Source organism: Streptomyces sp. NPDC107546, from assembly GCF_055639175.1.
This window is the reverse complement of sequence record NZ_JBVKBA010000059.1, coordinates 1-22,440: the sequence shown is the minus strand read 5'-3', so window position 1 is coordinate 22,440 and position 22,440 is coordinate 1. Positions and strand designations below refer to the sequence as shown.

Sequence of the window (22,440 nt, the reverse complement as noted above, 5' to 3'; positions counted from 1 at the left end):
GCGGTCGTCTTCCCCGAAGTGGTGGCCGTCGCCGACGCGCTGTTGGACCCGGCCATGGCCGAGCTGGCGTGGTTGGACAGCGGTGCGGGGCGGCCGCGGGCGCTGCCCGCAGACGGGATGTTCTGCCGCCGGCTCGGTGAGCGGGTCGGTCGGGAGTGGCTGGGGCCGCTGGCCGCGACCGACTACGGCGGCCCGCTGACCTCCTGGATGGGCAGCGTCATCCGCCTGCGTCGCGGCGCGGGCGGGCTCCCCGGATACGACAACGATCCCTGGTGGCTGCGTCAGGAACACCAGAGCGCGACCATAGCCGGGCAACTGCGGGTGTTGGGCAAGGAGAAGAAGGCGCCCGGCTCGGGCAGGATGTGGCGGGCGGCGGTGGCCGCCGAACAGCGCACGCTGATCACCCGGGCGATCGAGAGCGCCGAGGAACAGCTGCTGCAGCTGCGCGGAGTGCAGACCGGGCCGACCGCCGACGTCGCCCGGCAGCTTCTGCGCGGCCTCCGCCACAGCGCCGGCCTGATCGAGAACGCGTGGAAGCGGACCGCCCTGGTCGCGGTGAACGCCGGGATGCCTCTGGAAGAGGTGGCGCAGTGGGCGGAGATGTCTCCCGACGCCTTGATGAACATGCTGACGGCCGGCCAGGAAGACGGCGACTGAAGACCCGCTTCGGGAAGCGCGGAGCAGTCGTCAGAGTGGGCGCGTCAACCGTTAGCGCACGCGGTACCCGTTCGTGGCAGGAATCCCTAAAACCAGGTGGCTGCAGGCGGATACGGCTTGGCTGAAGCAGGTGATCAACGCAGATATGGCCGGGCCAGGAAGCCGGGCAGGGCGGGTGTCGGCCGGTCGCCATACCGGGTTCGAGGCGGTGTTTCTCGACCCCGTCGGGCAGGTGGTTCAGCAGCGGTGGGCGGACGCCGCCCTCGCGGTGGTGTTCGAGGACCTGGCGCCGGTGTCCGCGTTCCCGGTGATCCCGGGGCGGCGGTGGGGACCGGGCCTGTGGTGGTCGGCCACGATGGGACGGCACGTTTCTGCGGGCTCGAACGCGATGCGCACCCAGCTGATCGTCCTCGACCGCGATCCGCGCGTGACCGCCCTGGCGGGGCGGCCGGTGCGGCTGCTGTGGCGCACCCCTCGCGGGCAGGTGCGTTCCTGGGTGCCGCAGATCTTCGCCCGCTACACCGACGGCACCGCCCTGCTCGCCGACTGCCCCAGCCATCCCGACGCCGACGGCGAACGGGCGATGAAGGCCGCCGATGCGGTGGCGGAGGCGTGCGCGCAGATCGGCTGGACCTACCGCCGTCTCCCACCGCTCGACGACGTCCTGGCCGCCAACCTGAAATGGCTGGCCGGCTACCGCCACCCCCGCAACGCCGGCCGCCCCCGGGCTGACGGCGGCCGTCCTTGAAGCGTTCGCGCGGCCGCGGCCGCTGCTGGAAGGCGCCGAAGCGGCTGGTGACCCGATCGAGGTCCTGCCCGCCGTCTTCCACGCCCTGTGGCACAGACAGCTGACGGCAGACCTGGAAACACCACTGCACGAACGCATCCTCGTCGGCCCGCGGGACTGGAGCGGCCCCGGCAAGTCAGGAAGTGCCGGGTGAGCGCGCGGCGCACTGCCCGGCCGGCCGTGAAGGTCGGAGCTCACGTCCGGTTCCGCGGCGTGAAGTGGCAGGTGGTCGCCCTGTCCGGGCAGGACATCCACCTCCTCGGCCCGGACGGCGGCGGCCAGGCCGTGCTCGCCGGGCACCTGTTCGCCGACCCCGACTTCACCGTCATCGGGGCCGACGTGCCCCAGGCGGCCCCGCAATGGGGACTGTTCGAGACCGCCCCCGCCGCGGCGCGCGAGAAGGCACTGGCCTGGCAGCGGCATGTGAGAGAGGTTGAATGCGGCCTTGCCGGCGGGCCCGGCAGCGAAGGAACCGTACGGCCGCAGTACGACCCCGCACGGCACACGCTGGCCGAGCGGGAGCAGGCCAAGGCCAAGGAGCTGACCGCGCTCGGCTTCGGCCGCGTCTCGCGCACCACGGTGCAGCGCATGCGGCTCGCCTACCGCAAACAAGGTTTGTGGGGGCTCCTCGACCACCGCAGCACGCGCGCACCCAGCACGACCGGGCGTGCCGACGAACGGGTCGTCGCCGCCGTCCGCGAGGCGCTGCGCCGCCGGCGCGGCCGCTCCAAGGGCACCATCAACGGCCTGTTCCCGCTCATCAACCAGATTCTGGAGGACCGGCACGGGCCCGGTACGGTGCCCGCGCCGTCCCAGGCCACGCTGTACCGGCTCGTCACCACCCTCGCCCGCCCCGGCGAACTACCCACCGGACCCGTCCGCCAGACCCCCGCCAGCTTCGACGGGCGGGCCTTCACCCCCACCACGGCGCTGCGGCCCGGTGAGCAGGTCCAGGTCGACACCACCCGCCTGGACGTCCTGGCCCTCTTCGACGACGGCACCCTCGCCCGCCCCGAACTGACCATCGCCATCGACGTCGCCACCCGCGCCATCCTCGCCGCTGTCCTGTGCCCGAGTGCGACCAAGGCCGTCGACGCGGCCCTGCTGCTGGCGGAGATGGCCGTCCCGCACCCCGCCCGCCCCACCTGGCCGAACATCCTGCGCATGGACCGCGCCCCCGCACTCCCCCACCAGCGGCTGACCAGCCTGGATGAGCGCCTGGCCGGGGCTGCGGCACGGCCGGTCGTCCTGCCCGAGACGATCGTCGTCGACCGGGGCAAGGTCTTCGTCTCCCGGGCCTTCACCGCCGCCTGCGAAACCCTCGGCATCAGCGTCCAGCCCGCCCCGCCCTTCGCTCCCACCGCCAAAGGCATCGTCGAGCGCGCCTTCGGCACCATCAACCACCTGTTCTGCCAGCACCTGCCCGGCTACACCGGATCCGACGTCACCCGCCGCGGCCCCGACACCGGGAAAGACGCCTGCTACAGCGTCCCCCACCTGCAGGACCTCCTCGACGAATGGCTGGTGCACTACCACCACCGCCCCCATGAAGGCCTGCGCCACCCGATGATGCCCCGCAAAGCCCTCACCCCCAACCAGATGTGGGCCGCGCTCATCGCCGTCGCCGGACACGTGCCCGTCCCGCTGACCGGCCACGACTACCTCGAACTGCTGCCCGTGCGCTGGCAGGCCATCACCGCCTCAGGCATCCGCATCCACCACCGCACCTACGACGCGGACCTCCTCGCCCCCTACCGCGGCCAGCCCTCCCCCCACGCCGGCCAAGGCGGGAAATGGGAAATCCACTACAACCCCCACGACGTCCGCCAGATCTGGATCCGGCTGCCCGACGGTGAGCTGACCGAGATCGGCTGGATCCACCGCGACCACGTCCACCAGCCGTTCAACGACCACACCTGGCAACACATCAGAACCCTCGCCCTGTACAGCAACCACGGCGATACAGAGCAGTACGAAGCCGACCTCGCCGACGCCCTCGACCAGCTCATGCGCCGCGTCCACAGCGGTCACGCCACCAAAACCGAACAGGGCCTCCTGGCCCGTACCGTCACCGTCCCGCTCCCCCCAGCCCGCCATCCGGAAGACGACAGGGGCCCAAGCGCCGACAGGCCGGCGCAGCGCGAGGCCGAAGACGAGGACGAGGACGAGGACGACAGCATCGACGACCTCGACGACCTGCCCGACGACGACACGCCCGCCGCGGTGGCCACCGGATTCGGGCTCTACGACGCATACGAGGAAGCCGACAAATGGTGAGCCCGCGCCCGCAGAGCGCAAGCAGCACAGCCACCGACGACGAACACGGCGATAACGCCGAGCCCTCCTGGCCGCTGACCACCTGGCAGGGCTGGCACCGCTTCACCACCACCGACCCGCCCGCCCCACCCCAGCCCGACGACCCGCCCCGCAGTACGGAAGAGCGCCTGGCCTACCACTCCAGCTTCGTCACCATCCGCACCCCCGCCATCAGTCAGCTCGCCACCCAGGTCCGCACCCTGATGATCCTCGGCCGCCACCAACAGGCCACCGCACGGCCCTCACTGATCGTCACCGGACCCGCCGCGGCAGGGAAAACCACCGCCCTCCTCCACGTCGGCCGCGCCTGCCACCTCGCCCACACCCGCAAAAACCCGCCCCCGCCCGGATCAGCCCACACCGCGGCACCCGTCGCGTACGTCCTCGTCCCGCCCGGCGCCACCGCGAAAACCCTCATCACCGAATTCGCCCGCTACCTCGGCATCCCCACCACCACCCGCATGACCCAGACCCAGATCACCGACGCCGTCTGCCACACCTACACCCAAGCCGGTGTCCAACTCGTCCTCATCGACGAAATCCACCGCCTCAACCCCCGCACCACCACCGGCGCCCAAACCGCCGACCTATTGAAAGACCTCACCGAACGCCTGCCCGCCACGTTCGTCTACGCCGGCATCAACGTCACCGACACCCCCCTCTTCAGCGGGACCCGCGGCGCCCAACTCGCCGGACGCGCCACCCTCGTCGACTGCGACCCCCTCCCCGCCCGCCACGGCACCCGCCGCCCCTTCACCGACGTCATCACCGACATCGAAAACGCCCTCGACCTCACCCACCACAAACCCGGCACCCTCCCCCGCCACGCCCCCTACCTCCACCAACGCACCGCCGGCCGCATCGGATCCCTCACCAGACTCATCCGCCAAGCCGCCATCACCGCCATCCACGACGGCACCGAACGCATCACCAAAACCACACTCGACGCCATCCGCCTCGACCACCTCGCCGAAACCCACCACCGCCCCACCCGCAACCGAGGCCGCTAACCCCACCCGCCAAACAGGCAGACCAGCCCTGACCAGCACAAACACACACCGGGCCTTTTCGCACTACCGATACCTACAACCAGCCCAGACCCTCGCACTACAGAAGACACAACCCCAGCTCACACACCCTGACCACCCTGCTCGAACCGCTCACCGGGCCACTCAACAAGTGTCGCCCGGGCCCGCACCGATCCCGGCCACGGGTGTCGTACGAGCCTCACGGCGGCGAAGCGCAGGCGCCGGATCGCTGCCGGTATCTCGCCTGCGCGGGGGACGATTCCTCTAGCCACCGTCGGCCGCCAGCCGGTAGCCGGCGCCGCGGACGGTCTCCAGAGCGCAGCGCCCGAAGGCGGTGTCGATTTTGCGGCGTACGGCGCTGACGTGGACCTCGACGAGATTGGGGTCCGCCTCGAAGGCTGAGTCCCAGACGTGTTCGAGGATCTCGCGCTTGGACACCACCTCGCCGGCCCGGTCGGCCAGGTACTCCAGAATGGCGAACTCCCGTGCGGTGAGCCGAACTTCGGTGCCACCACGGACGCATGTGTGACCGGCCGGATCGATCACCAGGTCACCGAGCCGGAATGCCGGAGGGACCCGGTGGCCGGTACGACGGTGGAGCGCACGGAGTCGGGCGACCAGGACGACGTAGGAGAACGGCTTGGACAGGAAGTCGTCGGCACCGGTGTCCAGCGCCTCGGCCTCGTCGTACTCCCCGTCCTTGGCAGTGAGCATCAGGATCGGTGTGTCGCTTCCGGCCGAGCGCAGCCTGGCGCAGACCCGGTAGCCGTTGAGGCCGGGCAGCATGATGTCGAGCACGACCACGTCGTAGCTGTGCTCCAGGGCGAGCCACAGTCCCTGGTTCCCGTCGTGGGCGACATCGACGGTGAACCCCTCGGCCCTGAGACCTCGCTGCAGAGCAGCGGCCAGCCGCTTCTCGTCCTCGACCACCAGTACGCGCACGGCATACAGCCTCGCACGCCGGACGGGCGGTGGCTGAAGACGCCTTCAGCCTGGCTTCAGCAACGGCATTCCAAGCTGATCGCAGCCGCCGGCACCGGGCCGGTCGAGGCGATCAGGAGCCCGAGTATGTCCCAACCCGAACCGCCGCAGCCGCAGCCGCAGCCCGAGTCGACGCCGGACTCACCGGTCGCGCTGCCGAAGTCAGCCAAGTCGGCCAAGACCTTCCGGGCGCGCCTCCCCCAGGTGAGCCGGCGTCGTGGGACCGTCCTCGGCGTCGCGGTTCTCCTGGCGGTCGCGGCCGCGACCGGCGTCGCTGCGGTCGTCCACCACCACCACGGTGAAAAGGGCGACCACGGCCAGTTCGCGGCAGAGCACAGGTGGTCGGGCGGCGACGGCCGGCAGGGCGCATACGGGCAGGCACGAGGCGGTCGCGGCGGCCGGAACGACGATTCCAGGCTCGGTGGCAACAGCCAGAACAGCCAGGGCACCCAGAGCGGTCAGAGCACAGCAGGGACTCTCGCGCCCGCGCCGCTGCCGACGGTTTCGGCCGCGGCGGCGATCGAGGCGGCCGGCAAGGCGGTTTCCGATGGCAAGACGGAGGCGCTGCGCGTGATCGCAGAGCACGGTGGCGGAAGCGCGTGGGAGGTCGAGGTGCTGGGCACCGACGGCGTCCGGCACCTGGTCACCATCGACGGTGCCACCGGCACGGTGACCAGCAACATCGTCGCGCCGACCACCTCGGACACGGCGAGCTGACGGCCCAGCCTCGAGCCGAGGGCACGGCGCGGCCCACCTTCGGCTCGAGGGTGCACCGCCTCGGCGCCGCGAGCGCGCAACGGCATGGGCCGACCCAGCCCGCATGGCTCCGCAGCCGACGCGGTTGATCGGCAGGTCGCCGCCGCTCAGGTAGGTGCCGGGAATCGGGACTCGTCAGTCTGTGATGACGGCGTCGAGGTGGATCCACTCGGGGCTGTGGGCCGCCTTGTACATGAAATCGGCGACGTCCGCGCGGCTGATCGTCGGGTTGCCCTTCCGGGTGTGAGTAGTTGCGGTACAGGAAGTAGCGCTGAGATTGATCATGGCCGGGAGCTGCTTCGATTGGGTCCGCAGCCGATGGCATGATCCGATTCCTTCGGGGCAGGCGAGGCCGGTGCCGTCTGTTCGTCCCCAGCTCGTTGGACGGGTTCGCCATGCCCTGAAGCTGGCGGGCTTCCATGTCGTCGATGCGGCGGACGACACCACGCCGGGGCTGAGAGTGAGCGAGGCGCCCGCGGGCGTGCTGGTGAGCTGGACGACGTCGCACGGGTTCACCGCGCTGGCAGCAGATCAGCGGGGGGCGTCCAGCGATGGGATGCGCGTGGTGGTGCAGGCCGCGGTGGCGGGCCTGCTGGTCCAGTGCGGGCACACGGTGGTGGAGACGCCGGACGGGAACGGCATCGTGGTGCTGGCGGAGGGGCCGGCGGCCGGTGCGTGACCGCCTGCTTCAGGTCTCACCCGGTCACAGCTGACGGCCGGCTGCGTCCCCATTGGGTCGTCGGCCAGCACGATTGCCGTGGTGATCCGCTTGCCCACCGGTTCGCGGTGGATGGCGAAGCTCTGCCCGACGGCCATCACGATCTCCAGCCCGTGCTGTGGGCGGTGGTTCGTCATGTCGGTGGCGGGTTCGGGCAAGCGTGGGTCAGGACCTGTTTATCTGCTGCGAGGACGACATGACTTCTGTGGGACACCGTACGGCCGCCGAGGAGGCGGCTGGGGAGGAGATCGTGCGGTTGAGCGAAGAGAACGCTCAGCTCAGGCAGGCGGTTGATTCCCACGCGGTGATCGATCAGGCGATCGGTGTGCTCGTCGCGGTGTGGCGAGTGCCGCCAGCCGATGGCTGGCATGTGCTGGTGGACGTGTCCCAACGTCTCAATCTCAAGCTGCACGGCGTCGCTGAAGCGATCATCGACTGGGCCCTGGGCCTGCGTCCGTTGCCGGATCCGGTCGGCCAGGAGCTGGCGACTGCCGTCCAGCGGTGGCAGCACGCCTGAGCGATCTTCCGCGGCACCGCCGCTGCGCCGGCCCACCGCCCTGTCAGCCATCGGTGTCCTCGTCGTCGGCGTCAGGCGCGTCCGAGTCACGCAGGGGCCGCAGGCCCCGGGCGGGGCCGGAGGAGGCGAAATTCCACCGGCACAGCCGGACCGTAGCCAGCCCCCGCACCCGCTCAATGATCCTTCTCGGAAGCTCCACGCCAGCACCGTTCGCTGCGGTAGCGATCATGATCAATCTCAGCGCTACTTCCTGTACCGGAACTACTCAGACCCGAGCTCAGAGCTGCTGCCCGTCCGGCGGGAGCCCGCGCTCCTGACGCTGGCGGCTCCCTATTGCCTCGACAAGAGGCCCGATCTCTTCCAGCTCTGCGCTCAGGTACGCACTGTCGATGATCTCGGAGAGGCAGAACAGCGCCTCGAACAGATGGATGGCGCAGAACCCGGCCTGATCAATCAACGCCGTCGGAGCGCTACGCGCCACCGGCTTGCCCGATGTGATGTCAAGGTAGGGCAGCGCTGACTCCCAGCTCGGATGGCACTGGGCGGTCTCGTTGAGGTACGTCGTCCAATCGTGCGGGGTTCCGAATCTGTCGCAGCGATGCTTGAAGCTCAAGAGGGTGTCGTGCTGCGGATCGAGCCCCTGCCCGTCCTGGATAACAGCGTCGGACAGTCCCATATCCACGGAGGTCCAGTTCGCTGCCTGTACCGCGGCCTTGCGGTGGTCCGTCGACAGATGTGATCCCTGCTCTGCCAACCCCGTGGTGCTCCGCGCTTGACTTGGAGCGCTCCAAGTTATCGATACTCGAATCATGAACGAGGCACGAGCACTCCGAGGGCGGCACACCGAGGAGTCCGCGACGGACAGGGTCCTGAGCGTTCAGGAGGTCTCCCGGATCACCGGGCTGAGCGGCTGGACGCTGCGGTACTACGAGAAGATCGGCTTGATCGACCCCATCGCCCGGGACGCCTCCAGCGGCCATCGCGCCTACACCCGTGCCGACCTGGCCCGCATCGAATCGCTGGCGCACCTGCGGGCCGCGGGGCTGGCGATCGAGGAGATGCGTGCGCTGATGGCGGCGCGCGGGCACGCGCCCGAGACCGTCGCCATGAAGATCGGGATGCTCGCTGCCCACGGCGAGGCGCTGGAGGAGGAGATACGGCGCCTGGCCGCCCGCAAGCACTACATCGACAACCGGGTCGGCTACTGGCGTGCCGTCCAGGCCGGTGACGACGCCGAGGCCGAACGCCTGGAGGCCCAGGGCCAACTTCTCGGTGAGCAGTTGAGCTGACCTTTGGCGTCCGGGACCCGGTCCGGCCGCTGCGAACACCTCCATCGGCAGGCCCTCGACCGCCCTGCCTGATTCCCGACCACCTGCTTCGGCCCCGCTGCCGGAAGCCGTTCAAGGATACTGTCATGCTCACAACAAAGGCGGCCCGGGTCGGGCGCCCGACCGGCCCCTGGAAGGCGTTCGCCCTGGTGGCGACCGCGCAGTTCATGGTGGTGCTGGACACCGCGATCATCAATGTCGCCCTGCCGGTCATCAAGCGCGATCTGGACTTCGGTGACAGCACCATCCAGTGGGTCGTCACCGCCTACGTCCTGGCATTCGGCGGCTTCCTGCTGCTGGGCGGGCGACTGGCCGACCTGCTCGGCCGGCGCCGCACGCTGCTCATGGGGATGGCGGCCTTCACCGTGGTTTCGCTCCTGATCGGAGTGAACTCCTCTGTGCCGCTGCTCATTGTGCTGCGCGGAGTGCAGGGCCTGGCTGCCGCCGTGATGTCCCCCGCTGCCTTGTCCACGGTCCTGACCCAGTTCCCTGAAGGGCACGAGCGCTCCCGTGCACTGGGCTTCTGGTCCATGGTCGCCACCGGCGGAGCAGCCGTCGGCCTCCTCCTGGGCGGCGTACTCACCCAGTACGCCGGCTGGCGCTGGAACTTCTTCATCAACGTCCCTGTCGGGGTGATCGTCCTCGCGCTCGTACCCCGCCTCGTCCCCGACCACCGACCCGGAAGCCGGGACCGCAGGGGCCTTCCGGATGCTCCCGGCGCGGCGCTGGCCACCGCCGGGCTAATGGCGGGCGTCTTCGCCTTCAGCCAGGCGCCCGAGTGGGGCTGGGCCAACCCGCTCACCCTCATCTGCTTCGCGGCCTGTGTGGTCCTGCTCGCCGCCTTCGTTTTCAACGAGCGCTGTGCCGCCGATCCACTGGTGGACCTCGGGATCTTCACGATCCGCAACGTCTCGGGCGCCAACGGCATGATGGCAACGGTCTTCGCCGGCAACCTGGGCATGTTCTTCCTGCTCACCCTGTACATGCAGGACATCGAGCACTACAGCGCCATCCGCACAGGGCTGGCATTCCTGCCCTTCCCTGTCATCCTGGGCACGGTCTCCACCCGGATGGCGGGCCTGGTCCGCCGCTTCGGCTTCCGCCGCTTCCTGATCATGGGGCCCGTCCTCGTCATCATCGGCATGCTGTGGGTCAGCTTCCTTCCCGTCCAAGGCAGTTACGCCGTCCACGTGCTGCCAGGACTGCTGGTGATGCCGCTGGGCTACGGCATGAGCTTCGCCCCCATGTACGCCGCCGCCACCGCCGGCACCCCTCAGCGCTTCGCCGGTGTCACCTCTGGCTTGATCGCCACCTCACAGCAGGCGGGCGGCGCACTCGGCTTGGCCGTCATCTCCGGCACCGCCGGCACCGTGACCGCCTCGCTCACCCACGACGCCCTGCCACAGGCCCTGACCTCCGGCTACAACGTGGCCATGGCCGTCGCGGCCGGCATCACCGCAATCGCCGGGCTGCTCGCGGCTCTCGTGATCCGCACGCCTCGCCGCGCGGACACGCCGGCTGAACCATCCGTCCCCGGACCCAGCACCCAACCCGCATCCACCCGTTCCTGACCGACCGTCCCACTTCGGCCGCCCCGACCCACCCAGCACTCAGGCCACCAGGACCGTCGCCTGCCATAGTCAAGCGACCGCAAAGCAAGGGGCGGCCGGGCAACCCCGGTGGGGCGCTGTCAGCCTGCCCCACACGCCCTCCCCAGAACGGGAGGGGCTAATGCCCAACGGGACACGGCGCTGTGTGTCCACGCTCAGTGTCCGGAGAGCGTGTGGGAAACACAGGACCACGTGACCAGGACATCTGCCTCGACGGACTGCCGGAGCAAACACGGGGGTTGAGGAACATCCATGTCAGATCGTGCGCTAAAAGGTCCTAACAGAAGTCGCGCTGTCGTGTGACTGTCGGTTGGTCTGCTCGTTGCTCTGTCCGTGGGGAAGAGAGAGTCTCGTCCGTGGACCGTGCCGGACGAACTGTGGGAGTTGATCGCCTCAACCAGGACGTCCTCGACTACCTGCGTACCGGTCTGGACGCCGGCATGCTCGTCCCCGACAGCGCCGACTCCCGGTTGGACACCGTGCGCGTCGCCGTCGAGACCCGACCCGCACGCGAGTCCTCATGCCGAACGACCACGCCCCGGCCGCCCCCGCACCCTCGTCCTCCCGCAGCAACAACCGGGCGGCGCCCGACACGGGCCGCGGCCGGGCCGGCGTCCTGGCCAGCCAGATCGCTGCCGCCCTCACGGCGGCCGGGCACACCGTCGCGCTGGCGCAATCCCTGACCGCCGGGCGCCCGGCCACCGTCCCTCGCGGACGCGCCCGGCGCCGGACAGGCATTCCTCGGCGGCATCACCGCCTACAACACCGCCCTCAAGGCGACCCTCCTCCACGTCGACCCCGGCCTCCTGGCCGAGCGCGGCGCCGTGGACCCGGACGTCGCCGCCCAGATGGCGCACGGCAGGCGAGCCGTCACCGGCGCCACCTACGCCCTCGCCACCACCGGGGTCGCCGGCCCCGCCCGCCCAGGAAGGACCGCCCGGGCAGGGGAAGCCCCTGCGGGTCCTCCAGGATGCGATCTGCGATCGGGCCGGCTCCTCCGTGATGGCAGAGAATTTGTCAACTCTGATTCCAAATGGGGGCGCGAACGGTTAGCGTCAGTGCCCTGAGGTCCACGCGGAAACGGTCCGCGCGGCACGGCGCTGGGGAGGGCCTGTGGCGTCGAGGGTGAGGCGCGGGCTCGCGGGGAGGGTCTGCACGCTGCTGGCGGCCGTCGGGTGATCGGCGCGTCGGCGCTCCGGCCGGAGCGGGCCCTGCGCCGCCCGCGGCCTCAGGCACCGCCCCGAGCACCGGCAGTGCCCACGTGGCTGGGCGGTGAATGACCTCGGCCAGCGGCTTGTCGCTGCCAGCCGGCACGCGCTGCACCACCCTCCACGCGATCAGCCGCAACGGTCACCAAGAGCGGTAGGACGACCGCGCCATCGACGACACCATGTTCTAGACCGTCGCCGGATCCAGAGACCCTTCGTCAACGCCCCACACTGAGTGGAACAGGTGTGTCATGGAAGACAGAGTTCTCGCCTACACCCGGACGCCGCTCGGCGAGTACACGGACTCGCTGAGCAACAGCATCCACCTCGCGTTGAGCGAGGACGGGGCACCGTTCGAGCCGCTCAACCACAACTACGGGATCGTGTTCGCCGAAGCCACGGTGAGCGAGCACGACACGATCCTGGAGAAGGGCGTCAAGAACCCTTTCCTGTTCCGCACGGGGGAAGGCGGCTTCGGGCTGGTCGCCGTCCGTGTCGCGCCTATGGGGGCACCGGACGAGGAGAGCCGTGGCTGTGTCCTGGTGTGGACGTCGACCGATCTGACCCAGTTCCGGTCCCGAGGGCTCCTTCGGTTGCACAACTGGCTGCATGTCGATGCCGTCGCGTGTCAGTACGACGAGGCGGTCGGCGCGTACGAGTTCCTGTGGCGGGACGGCGACGGGGACATGTACGTGAACCACGTTGTCGACCTCGCGGGAGGAGGATCAAAGGGTCCTCGGCCGGCCTCCCGGTCCCTTCCGGTTGCGGGCCCCTGCGACCTGACGGGCATCAACCCGGGGAACGTGCTCGCGGTGGAACCGTCGATCGCGCGAGCCGTTCGGGACCGGTGGACGCCCCTGGTGCACACACAGACCCGCGTCCCGAAGACTGTCGTCGCCTCCTGCCTGCCGGAGCTGGCCGCGGTGAAGGCGACAGCCGTCTACTCCGACGGCTCCACGGCCGGCAAGTCCGTCGCCTGGGACGCCAGTGCCGTGGACTTCTCGGTGCCGGGAACGTACCAGGTCTCCGGCACGGTGCAGACTCCCGTGCACCCGTTCCCGTTGGCGCGCGGGTACGCGGACCCGATGATTCTGCCCTGGGAAGGGAAGTACTACTTCATCGCGACCAACGACAACCTGGACGACATCGGCCTCTACGTCCGGGAGTCCGAGACGGTCAACGGCTTGTTCGACGAGGGGTTCCGCGAGCAGGTGATCCTCGGTGTGGACGAGGCCAAGGGCTTCGTGCAGTCCTTCTGGGCGCCTGAGTTCCACCGGATCGGCGACGACCTCTATGTCCTGTTCGCTGTCAGCGGCGCCGAGTGGGGGCCGCAGTGCCACATGATGCGGCTCAAGAAGGGCCACGACATCATGCGGGCCGACAGTTGGGAGCCCCCCGTACGGGTCCGGAAGGCCGACGGCTCCTACCTGGCCAGCAGTGGCGGCATCACGCTGGACATGACCTACTTCACGGCCGACGGGAGGTGCTTCCTGCTCTGGTCGTTCCGGACGGGTCTGGCCTCGCCGATGGACTCCGGCAGCATGGTCTGCATCGCGGAGACGACCGCCGCCGACCCCACCCGTCTCATCAGCGAACCGGTGGTGCTGACCCGCCCGCTGTACGGCTGGGAGAACGTGCACGGGACGATCAACAACGAAGGCCCGTACCCGTTCCTGACCGACGAGACCGTGTACATCACCTACTCCGGCGGAGATTCGAGAGGCTACACGTACTCGATCGGAATGCTGAGTATTCCCCGGGGCGGTGACTACCTGGATGCCTCCGCCTGGTCCAAGGCGGGCACGCCGGTGGTGAACTACCGGTCGGTGGAGGGGCGCTATGGCGCCGGGCACAACTCCTTCTTCACCGACTACGACGGCACCACCTGGATCTGCTACCACGCGGTCGCCGCGCCCGTGGGCCACGACGTGGTCTCGACCGGGATGCACCGAGTCCACATCGGCAGGAACGGACTTCCCGTCTTCAATCTCAGCCCGGCCCGCGACCTGCGAGAGGAACTGGCCGGCGTTCGCCTCGACGTAGTGGTGCCCTGATATCGGACGACAGGCCCTGCTCAGGGTGACCGGCCAGCAGCGGCCTTAAAAGGTCCCGATAAAAGTCGTCCTGTCATGTGGCTATCGGTTGGTCTGCTCGTTGCTCTGTCCGTGGGGAAGAGAGAGCCTCGTCCGTGGATCGTGCCGGACGAACTGTGGGAGTTGATCGAGCCGTTGCTGCCTGGGCCGGGCCCAAAGCTGAAGCAGGGGCGGCCTCGTGTGCCGGACCGGCAGGCGCTGTGCGGGATCCTGTTCGTGCTGCACACCGGCATCCAGTGGGAGTACCTGCCCCAGGAGCTGGGCTTCGGCTCGGGCATGACCTGCTGGCGACGGCTGGCAGCCTGGAACGAGGCAGGAGTGTGGGACCGGCTCCACCTAGTCCTGCTGCGGAAGCTGAGGTCTGCGCGGCAGCTCGACTGTTCGCGGGCGGTGATCGACTCCAGCCACATCCGGGCAGCCCGACGGGGGCCCAAGAGTGGTCCGAGCCCGGTCGACCGTGCCCGGCCGGGCAGCAAGCACCATGTCCTCGTCGACGCTCAGGGCATCCCACTCGCGGTGTCACTGACCGGCGGCAACCGCAACGATGTCACCCAACTCCTGCCTCTGCTGGCCAAGATCCCGTCGGTGGCCGGAGTCGTCGGCCGGCCACGTCGCCGCCCGGAGGTCCTGCTGGCCGACCGGGGCTACGACCACGACAAGTACCGACGTCTGCTGTGGAAGCAGGGCATCAAACCGGTGATCGCCCGCCGCGGGGTACCCCACGGGTCAGGTCTTGGTGTCCACCGCTGGGTCGTCGAGCGGACCATCGCCTGGCTCCACGGCTTCCGCCGCCTACGCATTCGATGGGAACGACGCGACGACATCCACGAGGCCTTTCTCGACCTCGCGACCTGCCTGATCACCTACCGCCACGTCCAACGCCTTTGTTAGGACCTTTAAGCCCTCGCGGCCTCGATTGGCGCTTTGACCTGGGCTGATCGTACGGCGCAGCCTTCGCGGGTCGATGTTGTCGATCTTCGGAGGACCTGGTGTCGGTCGAGTTCCTGTCGGATCAACAGGCAGCCCGGGCTCCGCCGTTGACACGGGTCGGTTGGGTTATGAGTGGTCGTGGTGCTCGTAGCACTCGTCGTGCTCGTGGTGCTCGTGGTTCTTGATCTTGGTGGGGTCGGTGGCGGTGTGGGTGGCGGTGTCGCCGCCCCCGGTGACCGTCGCGGTGTTGGTGACCTGGCGGGGGGCGGTGCAGGAGACGTCGACCTTCAGGGTGATGGGGGGGTAGCTGCTTCCGGCGGCGAGGACGTCGCTACGGGTGCAGGTGAGGGTGTTCAGGGTGCAGTTCCATCCCGTGCCGCGGATGCTGTCGGCGTTGAGCCCGACAGGGAGGGTGTCCTGCATGGTGACCTGGGTGCCGTTGGTCGGGGCGGCCCCGGGGGCGTTGCCCACGGTGATGGTGTAGGTGCCGTCCCGTCCCTGGGTGAAGTGCCTGGTGTGGGTCTTGGTGATGGTCAAGGACGGGACCGTGTAGGAGATGGTCACCTGGCCGTTGTGGTTCGCCGTCCCGATCGTCGAGGCGCTGAAGCTGGTTCCGGTGCCCGACGGGGTGGCGAAGCTGCTGCCCCCACCACCGCCACCACCATTGGCGAAGCTAGCGCCGTTTAGGAGGTCGGTGGCTCCGCCGCCACCGCCGCCGGCGAAGTATCCTCCGCCGCCGCCTCCCCCGGCCCCAGCAGTAATGCACGCGGTGCTGTTGCCGCCGGTGCCCCCGGTGCCGGCCGTGGCGCCGGTGAAACCGCTCCCCGGGCCACCGGCGGTGGCCGTGCAAGGGGCATGGGGACTGCCGGGCGCACCGCCGGTGCCGCCGGTCATGGTGGTGGTGCTGCCGCCTTGCCCGCCACCTCCCGGCGAACCGCCAAAAAGGGATGCTCCGGTGGTGCCGGCGGTGGCGTCCGGTGTGCCACCGTTGCCCCCGCTTCCCCCTGTAATTCCGGCGCCGGCGTTGGATCCGCCGGCACCGCCGCCACCGCCAGCGACGACGAGGAGGCTGGTGCCGGTGCTGACGCTGGACGCCCCGCCTCCGCCGGAACCGCCCTGGCGAGCGCCATTGGGGCCGCTCGCACTGCCTCCTGGGGCGCCGCCGTTGAAGCCGCCGGCGCCGCTTTGGTTGCAGCCGGCGGCGCCGGTGCCCCCGACGTTGAGGGTGTAGGTCGTCGGGGAGGCGGATGGCGGCAGAGTGGTCACCACCCGCGCCCCCGTCCCGCCCGACGTCAGGAAAAGACAAGGTTTGCCGGTGTAGTCGGCGCCCCCGGCGCCATCCGCGGTGATCGTGACCACCGCGTTCGCGGGGACGGTGAGGCTCTGCGGGGCCCCGGTGAAGCCGAAGGTGAACGATGGGTCAGTTCCTCGTGCCCGTACCGGGGCGGTGGCCGGCTTGGCTCCCGTCGGTGCGGCGGCTACGGGTGGAGCCGTGGCCGCCAGCAGCGCCATACCGGACAGCAAAACGCTCCCCACCGACACCACCCCCACACCGCGCTCCCCACGCCGTCCACCCGAGCCGACCGGACCGGACGCACCGACGGCACGAACCGGGAGCATTCCAGCGCCCAGGGCCCGAAACACGGCCACGGGCCACCAACAGCCGACCCGAGACCACGACAGATCGCCCTGTCTACGCGCACGAGCGCTCATCCGCGAGTTCACCTCTCCTCACAGCAAAGCGCCCCGCACCCCCCCCCACGCCACAAGGCACAAGCGACACGGGACACCTGACGAAGAATCATGACAAACCGCATTAGATAACCGGAGCCGATCACTTCGAGGTAGCGAGGCAATGAGCAACCCCGTGTGTTGCGGTCTGCCGCAGCAAACTCCGGATTTACTGCGACAGAGCCGCTACCCTCCGATCACGCCCCGGCGATGGCCTCGCATGTTCGATCACGACCCAAGATCACGTCCGGCGATGAGGTGTACGCATTTACTGCGGCAGGGCCGGGAGGGGTACGACCGTGGAACTCGAACAGACAGCCGTCACAGGACTCGAGGGCACATTGCGGCTACCGCGCGCCCGCATCGTGCTCGCCCTCCCCGGGCTCCTACACCACCTCGGTCGAGCGCTACCTCACCGCAGCCGGCATCGCGAAGTCCTCCGCCCGCATCTATCGGATCTCACTCACCACCTGGGGGTGGATGTTCGCCGGCCAGAGGGCGCCGACCGGTCCAGCCGCCGACACCCCGCCAGCCGCCCACCAGGGCCGACGAGGGCTTAGCGCACGATCTGACATGGATGTTCCTCAACTCCCAACACAGCAGAACTGCGGTGTGTGCGGCACCTGATGCGGGAGGCAGCCGAGATGGAGATCATCGGGGCGGGTCGGCCACGACATTGCGACGGCAATCTGGCCCGACGAAGTCCAGTGCCCACCGAGAGCGGAACGTTCGAGAGCCCGAAAGTCTTGGCCCGCCTCGGAGTCAGCTCCTCGGCTGGGCCGCAGAGTCGCCGGAAGGACAAGGTCCGCCTGGTCGGGTAGCGTGAAAAGGAGGCCGATGCGATGGTATCGGTCGCCCCGCGTTTATGCGGACGGCGCGGGGAGAAGGCGGACAATCGTCGGGGAGATCATTGCACCCCGAACCCAATCGCGCTGTTACCGCGTTGGATAGTCCGCGACAAAGAAACGTGGGGCGTGCCCCGAAGGTGATCCTGTACGGCGCGCTTGTCACCCGGACACCAGCTAAAGGGGGCCCACTTATGCCTTTCCTCACGACCCGGGACAAGACGGAGATCTTCTACAAGGACTGGGGAAGCGGGCAGCCCGTCGTCTTCAGCCACGGCTGGCCCCTCAACGGTGACGCCTGGGACCCACAGGCCAAGCTGATGGCGGACAACGGCTTCCGCTCCGTCGTGCACGACCGGCGCGGCCACGGGCGGTCGAGCCAGCCGTGGGCAGGCAACGATCTCGACACCTACGCCGACGACCTCTCGGAGCTGATCGAGTCCCTCGACCTGCGCGACGTCATCCTGGTCGGTCACTCGACGGGCGGCGGCGAGGTCGCCCGCTACATCGGTCGCCACGGCACTTCCCGCGTCGCCAAGGCCCTGCTCCAGAGCGCCATTCCGCCCCTAATGCTCAAGACAAAGGCCAATCCCGATGGGCTGCCCATCGAGGTCTTCGATGAGATCAGGGCCGGTATAACCGGTGACAGGTCGCAATACTATGAGGACCTCAGCGCCCCCTTCTACGGCGCAAACCGACCGGGAAATCAGGTCACTCAGGGAACGCGCGACTCCTTCTGGATGTGGTGCATGCAGGTGGGCATCAAAGGCTCCTACGACTGCGTGCGGGCCTTCTCCGAGACCGACCTCACCGAGGACCTCCGTGCGTTCGACATCCCCACGCTCATCGTGCACGGCGACGACGACCAGATCGTGCCCATCATCGCTGCTGGCGACAAGTCGTCCAAGATCGTCAAAGATAATACCTTCAAGGTGTACGAAGGCGCCCCACACGGCCTGGCGATGGTGGATCCCTACAAGGACAGATTCAACGAGGACCTCCTTGCTTTCGCGCGGGGCTAGGGAGAGGAACTTCCATCATGAAACGGGAGATGAACACCCCAAGGAAGGCGGCGATCGCCGCGGTTCTGGCGGCGTGCTCCCTGGGCGCGCCACCCACGCTTGCATCGGGTAGTACTCCGCCACCGCCACCCAGCGTGCAGGAAACCCCCTACCGAGTGATCAACGCCGCAGGCGCGCCACCCACGCTTGCACCGGGTAGTACTCCGCCACCCAGCCCGCAGAAAGAGCAGAAAAACCCTTACGATGTGCTCAACGCCGCCGCCGCCCGGGACCCCATCACCGTGACGCCTCTTCGGGGCGGTGTGTACCTGCTCCAGGGGTCAGGCGGAAACATCGGCTTGCTGCCGAGCAAGGACGGCGCCTTCATGGTGGACGCCGGCATCGCCGTTTCTCGCCACAAGATGGAAAGCGCCCTGCAAAAGCTCGGGGCTACCCGCATCAGGTACCTAGTGAACACCCATTGGCATTTCGACCACACGGGCGGAAACAGCTGGGTCCACGAGCATGGGGCAGAGATTATCGCCACCCCCAATACCCTGCGCAACCTGAGCAATACCATCCGGGTGGCGGAATGGGCGCACACCTTCACCCCAGTCCCTGCCGCCGCCCGACCGACCGTGACCGTCGCCTCCGAGAAGACGTTCACCGTCGGTGGACAGCCGGTGCGGCTGCGTCCCTACAGCCCCGCCCATACCGACGGCGACCTCTCCGCCGATTTCACCAGGGCGGACGTGCTGTTCACCGGCGACACCTTTTGGAACGATCTCTACCCGTTCATCGACCACGAGACCGGCGGCAGCATCGACGGGATGATCCGGGCTGCAAACCAGAACATCGCGATGGTGGGCGACGGCACGATCGTCGTTCCCGGGCATGGGCCGGTCGGAAGGCGCGCCGATCTGGTGGAGTACCGCAATATGCTCGTCGGCATTCGCAACCGCGTCGCCGACCTCAAGCGCAGGGGCCTTACGGTTGAACAGACCATTGCGGCCAAGCCCACCCAGCCCTTCGACGCCAAGTGGGGGCAGGGGATCATCGGCCCGGACCTCTTCACCAAGCTCGTCTATCTCGGCGTGTGAGATACGTCAGTCATTCGCGCGATTTGTCGAGGGGATCTCAGCCTGCGTCTCCTGCATGATTATCTTGCTCAGCTCTCTCAACGTAGTGTGGCCTGCGACGTTCCATGAACGCTTGCGTCCCCGTCGGCCAGCTCTTCGTAGTGGGTTCGCATGCCCTGAGGTGACCGGAAAATCATCTGGCGGAGTATCAGGGGATTGTTCTTCACCCGGTTCATGCGGGGCATGTTGGCGGAGCTGCCGCGCAAGAGCTGCTGGAGCATCGCCGATCACGCCGGGGAGACCAGCCCGGACGGGATGCAGCACCTGTGCGAGGATCTGCGTGCGCTCCTCGTCGACGAGCATCTGGCAGTCGAGTTCCATAAGGCCCACGTCGGGGTGCTGGATCCGCCTGCGTCTGCTGCGCATCACCCCCACCACATGCAGATGTCACAGGGCCTCGAATTTCGGGGATCGCCCGTTGCAGCCGTCTGACCAGGTCCTTCGCCTGCGCGTCGTCTCGGCGGACGGCTGCGGCCCGCAAGTCGGCGACGAGCGCCCGGGACTCCGTCGCGTGATCCTGAACCGGATACCCGGCCCGGGCGCGGGGATCGGTGAACCATCGGTATGACCACCGTGCCCGCGGCACGCGCAGCCGGGTGAGATCGCCGAAGATTGAAGAGCCTGTTTTGTTATGTGTCAGGGAGCCACAGATGGACGCCTCGGACGAACTCCTTCGAAGGGCCGCCCCTTCGGCTCTCTTGACCCTGGACGGTGCTATCCGCAGCCTCAATTCGGCGATGGCCAGGGCACTGGGCAGGCCAGCGGAGCAGTGCGTGGGTCGTGGCTTGGTTGATCTGATGCCCGCAAGCCAGCGGACTGCGGTCGAGAGTCTCGTGGCCCACGCCGCCACGACGAAGACGATCGTGATGCGGGTGCTGGAGTTCCCCGGGGCGGGCGCACCCCCCGTGGTCTGCCTTGTCGAGGCGCAACCCGTGAAAGATCCCGCAGGTGGAGAACCGCTGGTGTGGGTGCACGAGTTGGACGCGGGAAACGACCTGGGCGGTCTGGTGGTCCCGTTCCGGTTGGCGGCCGAGGCCGCCAACCTCGGTCTGTGCGTGTATTCACCCCAGGAGCACCAGTTTGAGTGGCTGGGTGGAGCACCCGCCTTGGCGGCGCTGTTCCCGGAGGCCTCCATGTCGTTGTCTGGGGTGGTTCGGCGAGTCCATCCTGACGACCGCGGGGCTCTGCGGCGGCTTATGCGTTCGTCCGCCGCCCAGTCTCCCTGGATCACGTTGCGGTTCCTCACCGAGCGCGAAGGCTGGCACCTCCTGGCCTGCCGAGCCCGCCGGGCCCAGCTGGGGTCTGGCGGCCCTGAGCTGGTCTTCGGAGTGATCCGTGACGACACCAAGGGGGAAGCGCGCCGACGCAGAGCTTTGGTCGCGCTGAGTGCTGAGCGACAGCGAGCCGCCGAGATCGCGGCCTTCTCCTCCGCCTTGATCACCGCAGCCACGGAGCAAGAAGTACAGCAGGTCGTCCTGACCCGGCTCGCCGCGACCTTCGGTGGTACCGGCGCCGCGCTGGCGTTCGCCTCGAAAGGCCGCCTGCGCGTCTCCTCCGATGCCGGGATCCCGATACCGGTGACCGCCCTGCACGGCCTGTCGCTGGATGCCCCGAGCCCGCTGCCCTTTGCGATCCGAACCGGCAAGCCGCAGTTCATACGCGATCAGGAGGACTACATCCGCCGCTGGCCGCACGGGGCCATGGTGCCGTACTTCGACCAGCTCGACTCCGGCTATGCCATCTCGATCACCTCCCTCAGCCCGACCGGCGATCAGCCGCTCGGGGCCTGGTTGGTGACCTACGACAGCGAACACCACTCGTCCCCGGATGAGCGGGCCCTCATGGGTACTCTTGCCGACCTTGCAGGCCAGGCACTGAAACGCGTCAGGTTGCAAGAGGCACGAGTCGAGCTCGCCACAGCACTCCAGCAGACCATGCTCCCCACGCTGCCCGAGCACCTGCCGGGCCTGGAGGTCGCCGCCCGGTACCGACCGAGCCGGGACGGGCTGGATATCGGCGGAGACTGGTACGACGCCTTCGTCATGCCTGACGGTGCCATCGCCCTGGAGATCGGCGACATCCAAGGGCACGACGTGGACGCCGCCGCAGCCATGGGACAGGTGCGCTCGTTCATGCGCGGGATCGCCGTCCATGAACCGGATCCCGCAACTGTGCTGACGCGCACCAACGAGCTGCTCGTCACGATGGACGCGGCACGATTCGCCAGCTGCACCATGCTGCGTATCGACCCGCGTGACGGACGGGTCACCGGCGCCAGCGCCGGCCATGTGCCGTTGCTGTACGCACGCGACGACGGCAGCCACAGCATCCGTGAACTGCCGGGCGGCCCGGTGCTGGGAGTCCTACCCGACGCCGACTACCGTGAAGGAACCTTCACACTGGACAAGGACACCGCGCTGATCATGGTCACCGACGGCGTGGTCGAAGGCCCGGCCCTGACACTGGACGCCGGACTGGTGCGAGCCGGAACGCTAGCCGCCCAAGCCGTCCACGACGGACTGAACGTCGAGGAGACCGCCGACCGCATCCTCGACGCCGCCGTCGCGGTAGACCACCTCGACGACGTGGCCGTGCTGATCATCCGACGCACATGATGGCGCCCGCGCCCTCACACCCTCTGTACGGACCCACTGTAAGACCCCCCTCTCGCTCATTCGCCGAGCGGTGTGTTCTCGATGTCCCCGGCTTCCACCTGGATGGGCAGTTGCGCCATCCACATCACGTCGATACCGCGCCGGACCACCACGGCTATGAGCCCCGGCAGGAGCGGCCGC

Annotated in this window: 16 protein-coding genes and 5 pseudogenes; 16 read left to right on the top strand and 5 right to left on the bottom strand. The window is 68.6% G+C overall.

Annotated features, from left to right (window positions below; translation table 11 throughout):
• The 4 genes and pseudogenes from ACZ7L1_RS37780 to ACZ7L1_RS37765 form a co-directional block, all read left to right on the top strand.
• Positions 1-657 (top strand): annotated as a pseudogene (locus tag ACZ7L1_RS37780) (DNA-binding protein); the annotation flags it as partial.
• 208 nt (positions 658-865) lie between these two features.
• Positions 866-1,405, top strand: coding sequence for a TnsA-like heteromeric transposase endonuclease subunit (locus ACZ7L1_RS37775; protein ID WP_471444051.1), 540 nt, complete (start codon positions 866-868; stop codon positions 1,403-1,405).
• Between the two features lie 252 nt (positions 1,406-1,657).
• Complete coding sequence (locus tag ACZ7L1_RS37770; RefSeq protein WP_471444049.1) at positions 1,658-3,721, top strand: Mu transposase C-terminal domain-containing protein; 2,064 nt, start codon at positions 1,658-1,660, stop codon at positions 3,719-3,721.
• Between the two features lie 74 nt (positions 3,722-3,795).
• Positions 3,796-4,770: a TniB family NTP-binding protein gene (locus tag ACZ7L1_RS37765; protein ID WP_471444054.1), complete on the top strand. Its 975-nt coding sequence runs from the start codon at positions 3,796-3,798 to the stop codon at positions 4,768-4,770.
• Positions 4,771-5,052: 282 nt separating this feature from the next.
• Here the strand turns inward: ACZ7L1_RS37765 and ACZ7L1_RS37760 are convergent, their stop codons facing one another.
• Entirely contained in the window at positions 5,053-5,730 is a 678-nt protein-coding gene (locus tag ACZ7L1_RS37760) for a response regulator transcription factor (RefSeq protein ID WP_471444048.1), read from the bottom strand.
• A 126-nt stretch (positions 5,731-5,856) separates the two neighbouring features.
• Here ACZ7L1_RS37760 and ACZ7L1_RS37755 point away from each other — a divergent pair, with 126 nt between their 5' ends.
• A complete protein-coding gene (locus tag ACZ7L1_RS37755; RefSeq protein ID WP_471444046.1) occupies positions 5,857-6,486 on the top strand; it encodes a PepSY domain-containing protein in 630 nt (209 codons plus the stop codon).
• 174 nt (positions 6,487-6,660) lie between these two features.
• On the opposite strand, the pseudogene ACZ7L1_RS37750 reads toward ACZ7L1_RS37755, so the two are convergent.
• Positions 6,661-6,762: pseudogene (locus tag ACZ7L1_RS37750) on the bottom strand (NAD(P)-dependent oxidoreductase); the annotation flags it as partial.
• Between the two features lie 118 nt (positions 6,763-6,880).
• On the opposite strand from ACZ7L1_RS37750, the gene ACZ7L1_RS37745 reads away from it, so the two are divergent.
• Both ACZ7L1_RS37745 and ACZ7L1_RS37740 read left to right on the top strand, forming a co-directional pair.
• Positions 6,881-7,204: a hypothetical protein gene (locus tag ACZ7L1_RS37745; protein WP_471444045.1), complete on the top strand. Its 324-nt coding sequence runs from the start codon at positions 6,881-6,883 to the stop codon at positions 7,202-7,204.
• Positions 7,205-7,403: 199 nt separating this feature from the next.
• On the top strand, positions 7,404-7,760 hold the full coding sequence (locus ACZ7L1_RS37740) for an ANTAR domain-containing protein (protein WP_471444043.1): 357 nt from the start codon (positions 7,404-7,406) through the stop codon (positions 7,758-7,760).
• A 277-nt stretch (positions 7,761-8,037) separates the two neighbouring features.
• On the opposite strand, the gene ACZ7L1_RS37735 is transcribed toward ACZ7L1_RS37740, so the two are convergent.
• Positions 8,038-8,514, bottom strand: a complete 477-nt coding sequence (locus ACZ7L1_RS37735; protein WP_471444041.1) for a hypothetical protein — start codon at positions 8,512-8,514, stop codon at positions 8,038-8,040.
• Positions 8,515-8,569: 55 nt separating this feature from the next.
• Here ACZ7L1_RS37735 and ACZ7L1_RS37730 point away from each other — a divergent pair, with 55 nt between their 5' ends.
• The 5 genes and pseudogenes from ACZ7L1_RS37730 (at position 8,570) to ACZ7L1_RS37710 (ending at position 14,890) form a co-directional block, all read left to right on the top strand.
• Positions 8,570-9,049, top strand: coding sequence for a MerR family transcriptional regulator (locus ACZ7L1_RS37730; RefSeq protein WP_234519481.1), 480 nt, complete (start codon positions 8,570-8,572; stop codon positions 9,047-9,049).
• A gap of 125 nt (positions 9,050-9,174) precedes the next feature.
• Complete coding sequence (locus ACZ7L1_RS37725; protein ID WP_471444038.1) at positions 9,175-10,659, top strand: MFS transporter; 1,485 nt, start codon at positions 9,175-9,177, stop codon at positions 10,657-10,659.
• Between the two features lie 755 nt (positions 10,660-11,414).
• Positions 11,415-11,765, top strand: a pseudogene (locus ACZ7L1_RS37720) (CinA family protein); the annotation flags it as partial.
• Between the two features lie 392 nt (positions 11,766-12,157).
• A complete protein-coding gene (locus ACZ7L1_RS37715) occupies positions 12,158-13,960 on the top strand; it encodes a family 43 glycosylhydrolase (protein ID WP_471444036.1) in 1,803 nt (600 codons plus the stop codon).
• A 138-nt stretch (positions 13,961-14,098) separates the two neighbouring features.
• Entirely contained in the window at positions 14,099-14,890 is a 792-nt protein-coding gene (locus ACZ7L1_RS37710; protein ID WP_471444053.1) for an IS5 family transposase, read from the top strand.
• A gap of 165 nt (positions 14,891-15,055) precedes the next feature.
• Here the strand turns inward: ACZ7L1_RS37710 and ACZ7L1_RS37705 are convergent, their stop codons facing one another.
• On the bottom strand, positions 15,056-16,465 hold the full coding sequence (locus ACZ7L1_RS37705; RefSeq protein ID WP_471444035.1) for a hypothetical protein: 1,410 nt from the start codon (positions 16,463-16,465) through the stop codon (positions 15,056-15,058).
• 1,234 nt (positions 16,466-17,699) lie between these two features.
• Here ACZ7L1_RS37705 and ACZ7L1_RS37700 point away from each other — a divergent pair.
• The 3 genes and pseudogenes from ACZ7L1_RS37700 to ACZ7L1_RS37690 form a co-directional block, all read left to right on the top strand.
• On the top strand, positions 17,700-18,527 hold the full coding sequence (locus tag ACZ7L1_RS37700) for an alpha/beta fold hydrolase (RefSeq protein ID WP_471444033.1): 828 nt from the start codon (positions 17,700-17,702) through the stop codon (positions 18,525-18,527).
• A 17-nt stretch (positions 18,528-18,544) separates the two neighbouring features.
• Positions 18,545-19,606 carry an MBL fold metallo-hydrolase gene (locus ACZ7L1_RS37695; protein ID WP_471444031.1) on the top strand — a complete coding sequence of 354 codons (1,062 nt, stop codon included), beginning with the start codon at positions 18,545-18,547 and terminating at the stop codon, positions 19,604-19,606.
• Positions 19,607-19,819: 213 nt separating this feature from the next.
• Positions 19,820-19,960, top strand: a pseudogene (locus ACZ7L1_RS37690) (IS701 family transposase); the annotation flags it as partial.
• 139 nt (positions 19,961-20,099) lie between these two features.
• Here the strand turns inward: ACZ7L1_RS37690 and ACZ7L1_RS37685 are convergent.
• A pseudogene (locus tag ACZ7L1_RS37685) lies at positions 20,100-20,231 on the bottom strand (transcriptional regulator); the annotation flags it as partial.
• A gap of 64 nt (positions 20,232-20,295) precedes the next feature.
• Here ACZ7L1_RS37685 and ACZ7L1_RS37680 point away from each other — a divergent pair.
• A complete protein-coding gene (locus ACZ7L1_RS37680) occupies positions 20,296-22,260 on the top strand; it encodes a SpoIIE family protein phosphatase (RefSeq protein ID WP_471444029.1) in 1,965 nt (654 codons plus the stop codon).
• Positions 22,261-22,440 lie beyond the last annotated feature (180 nt).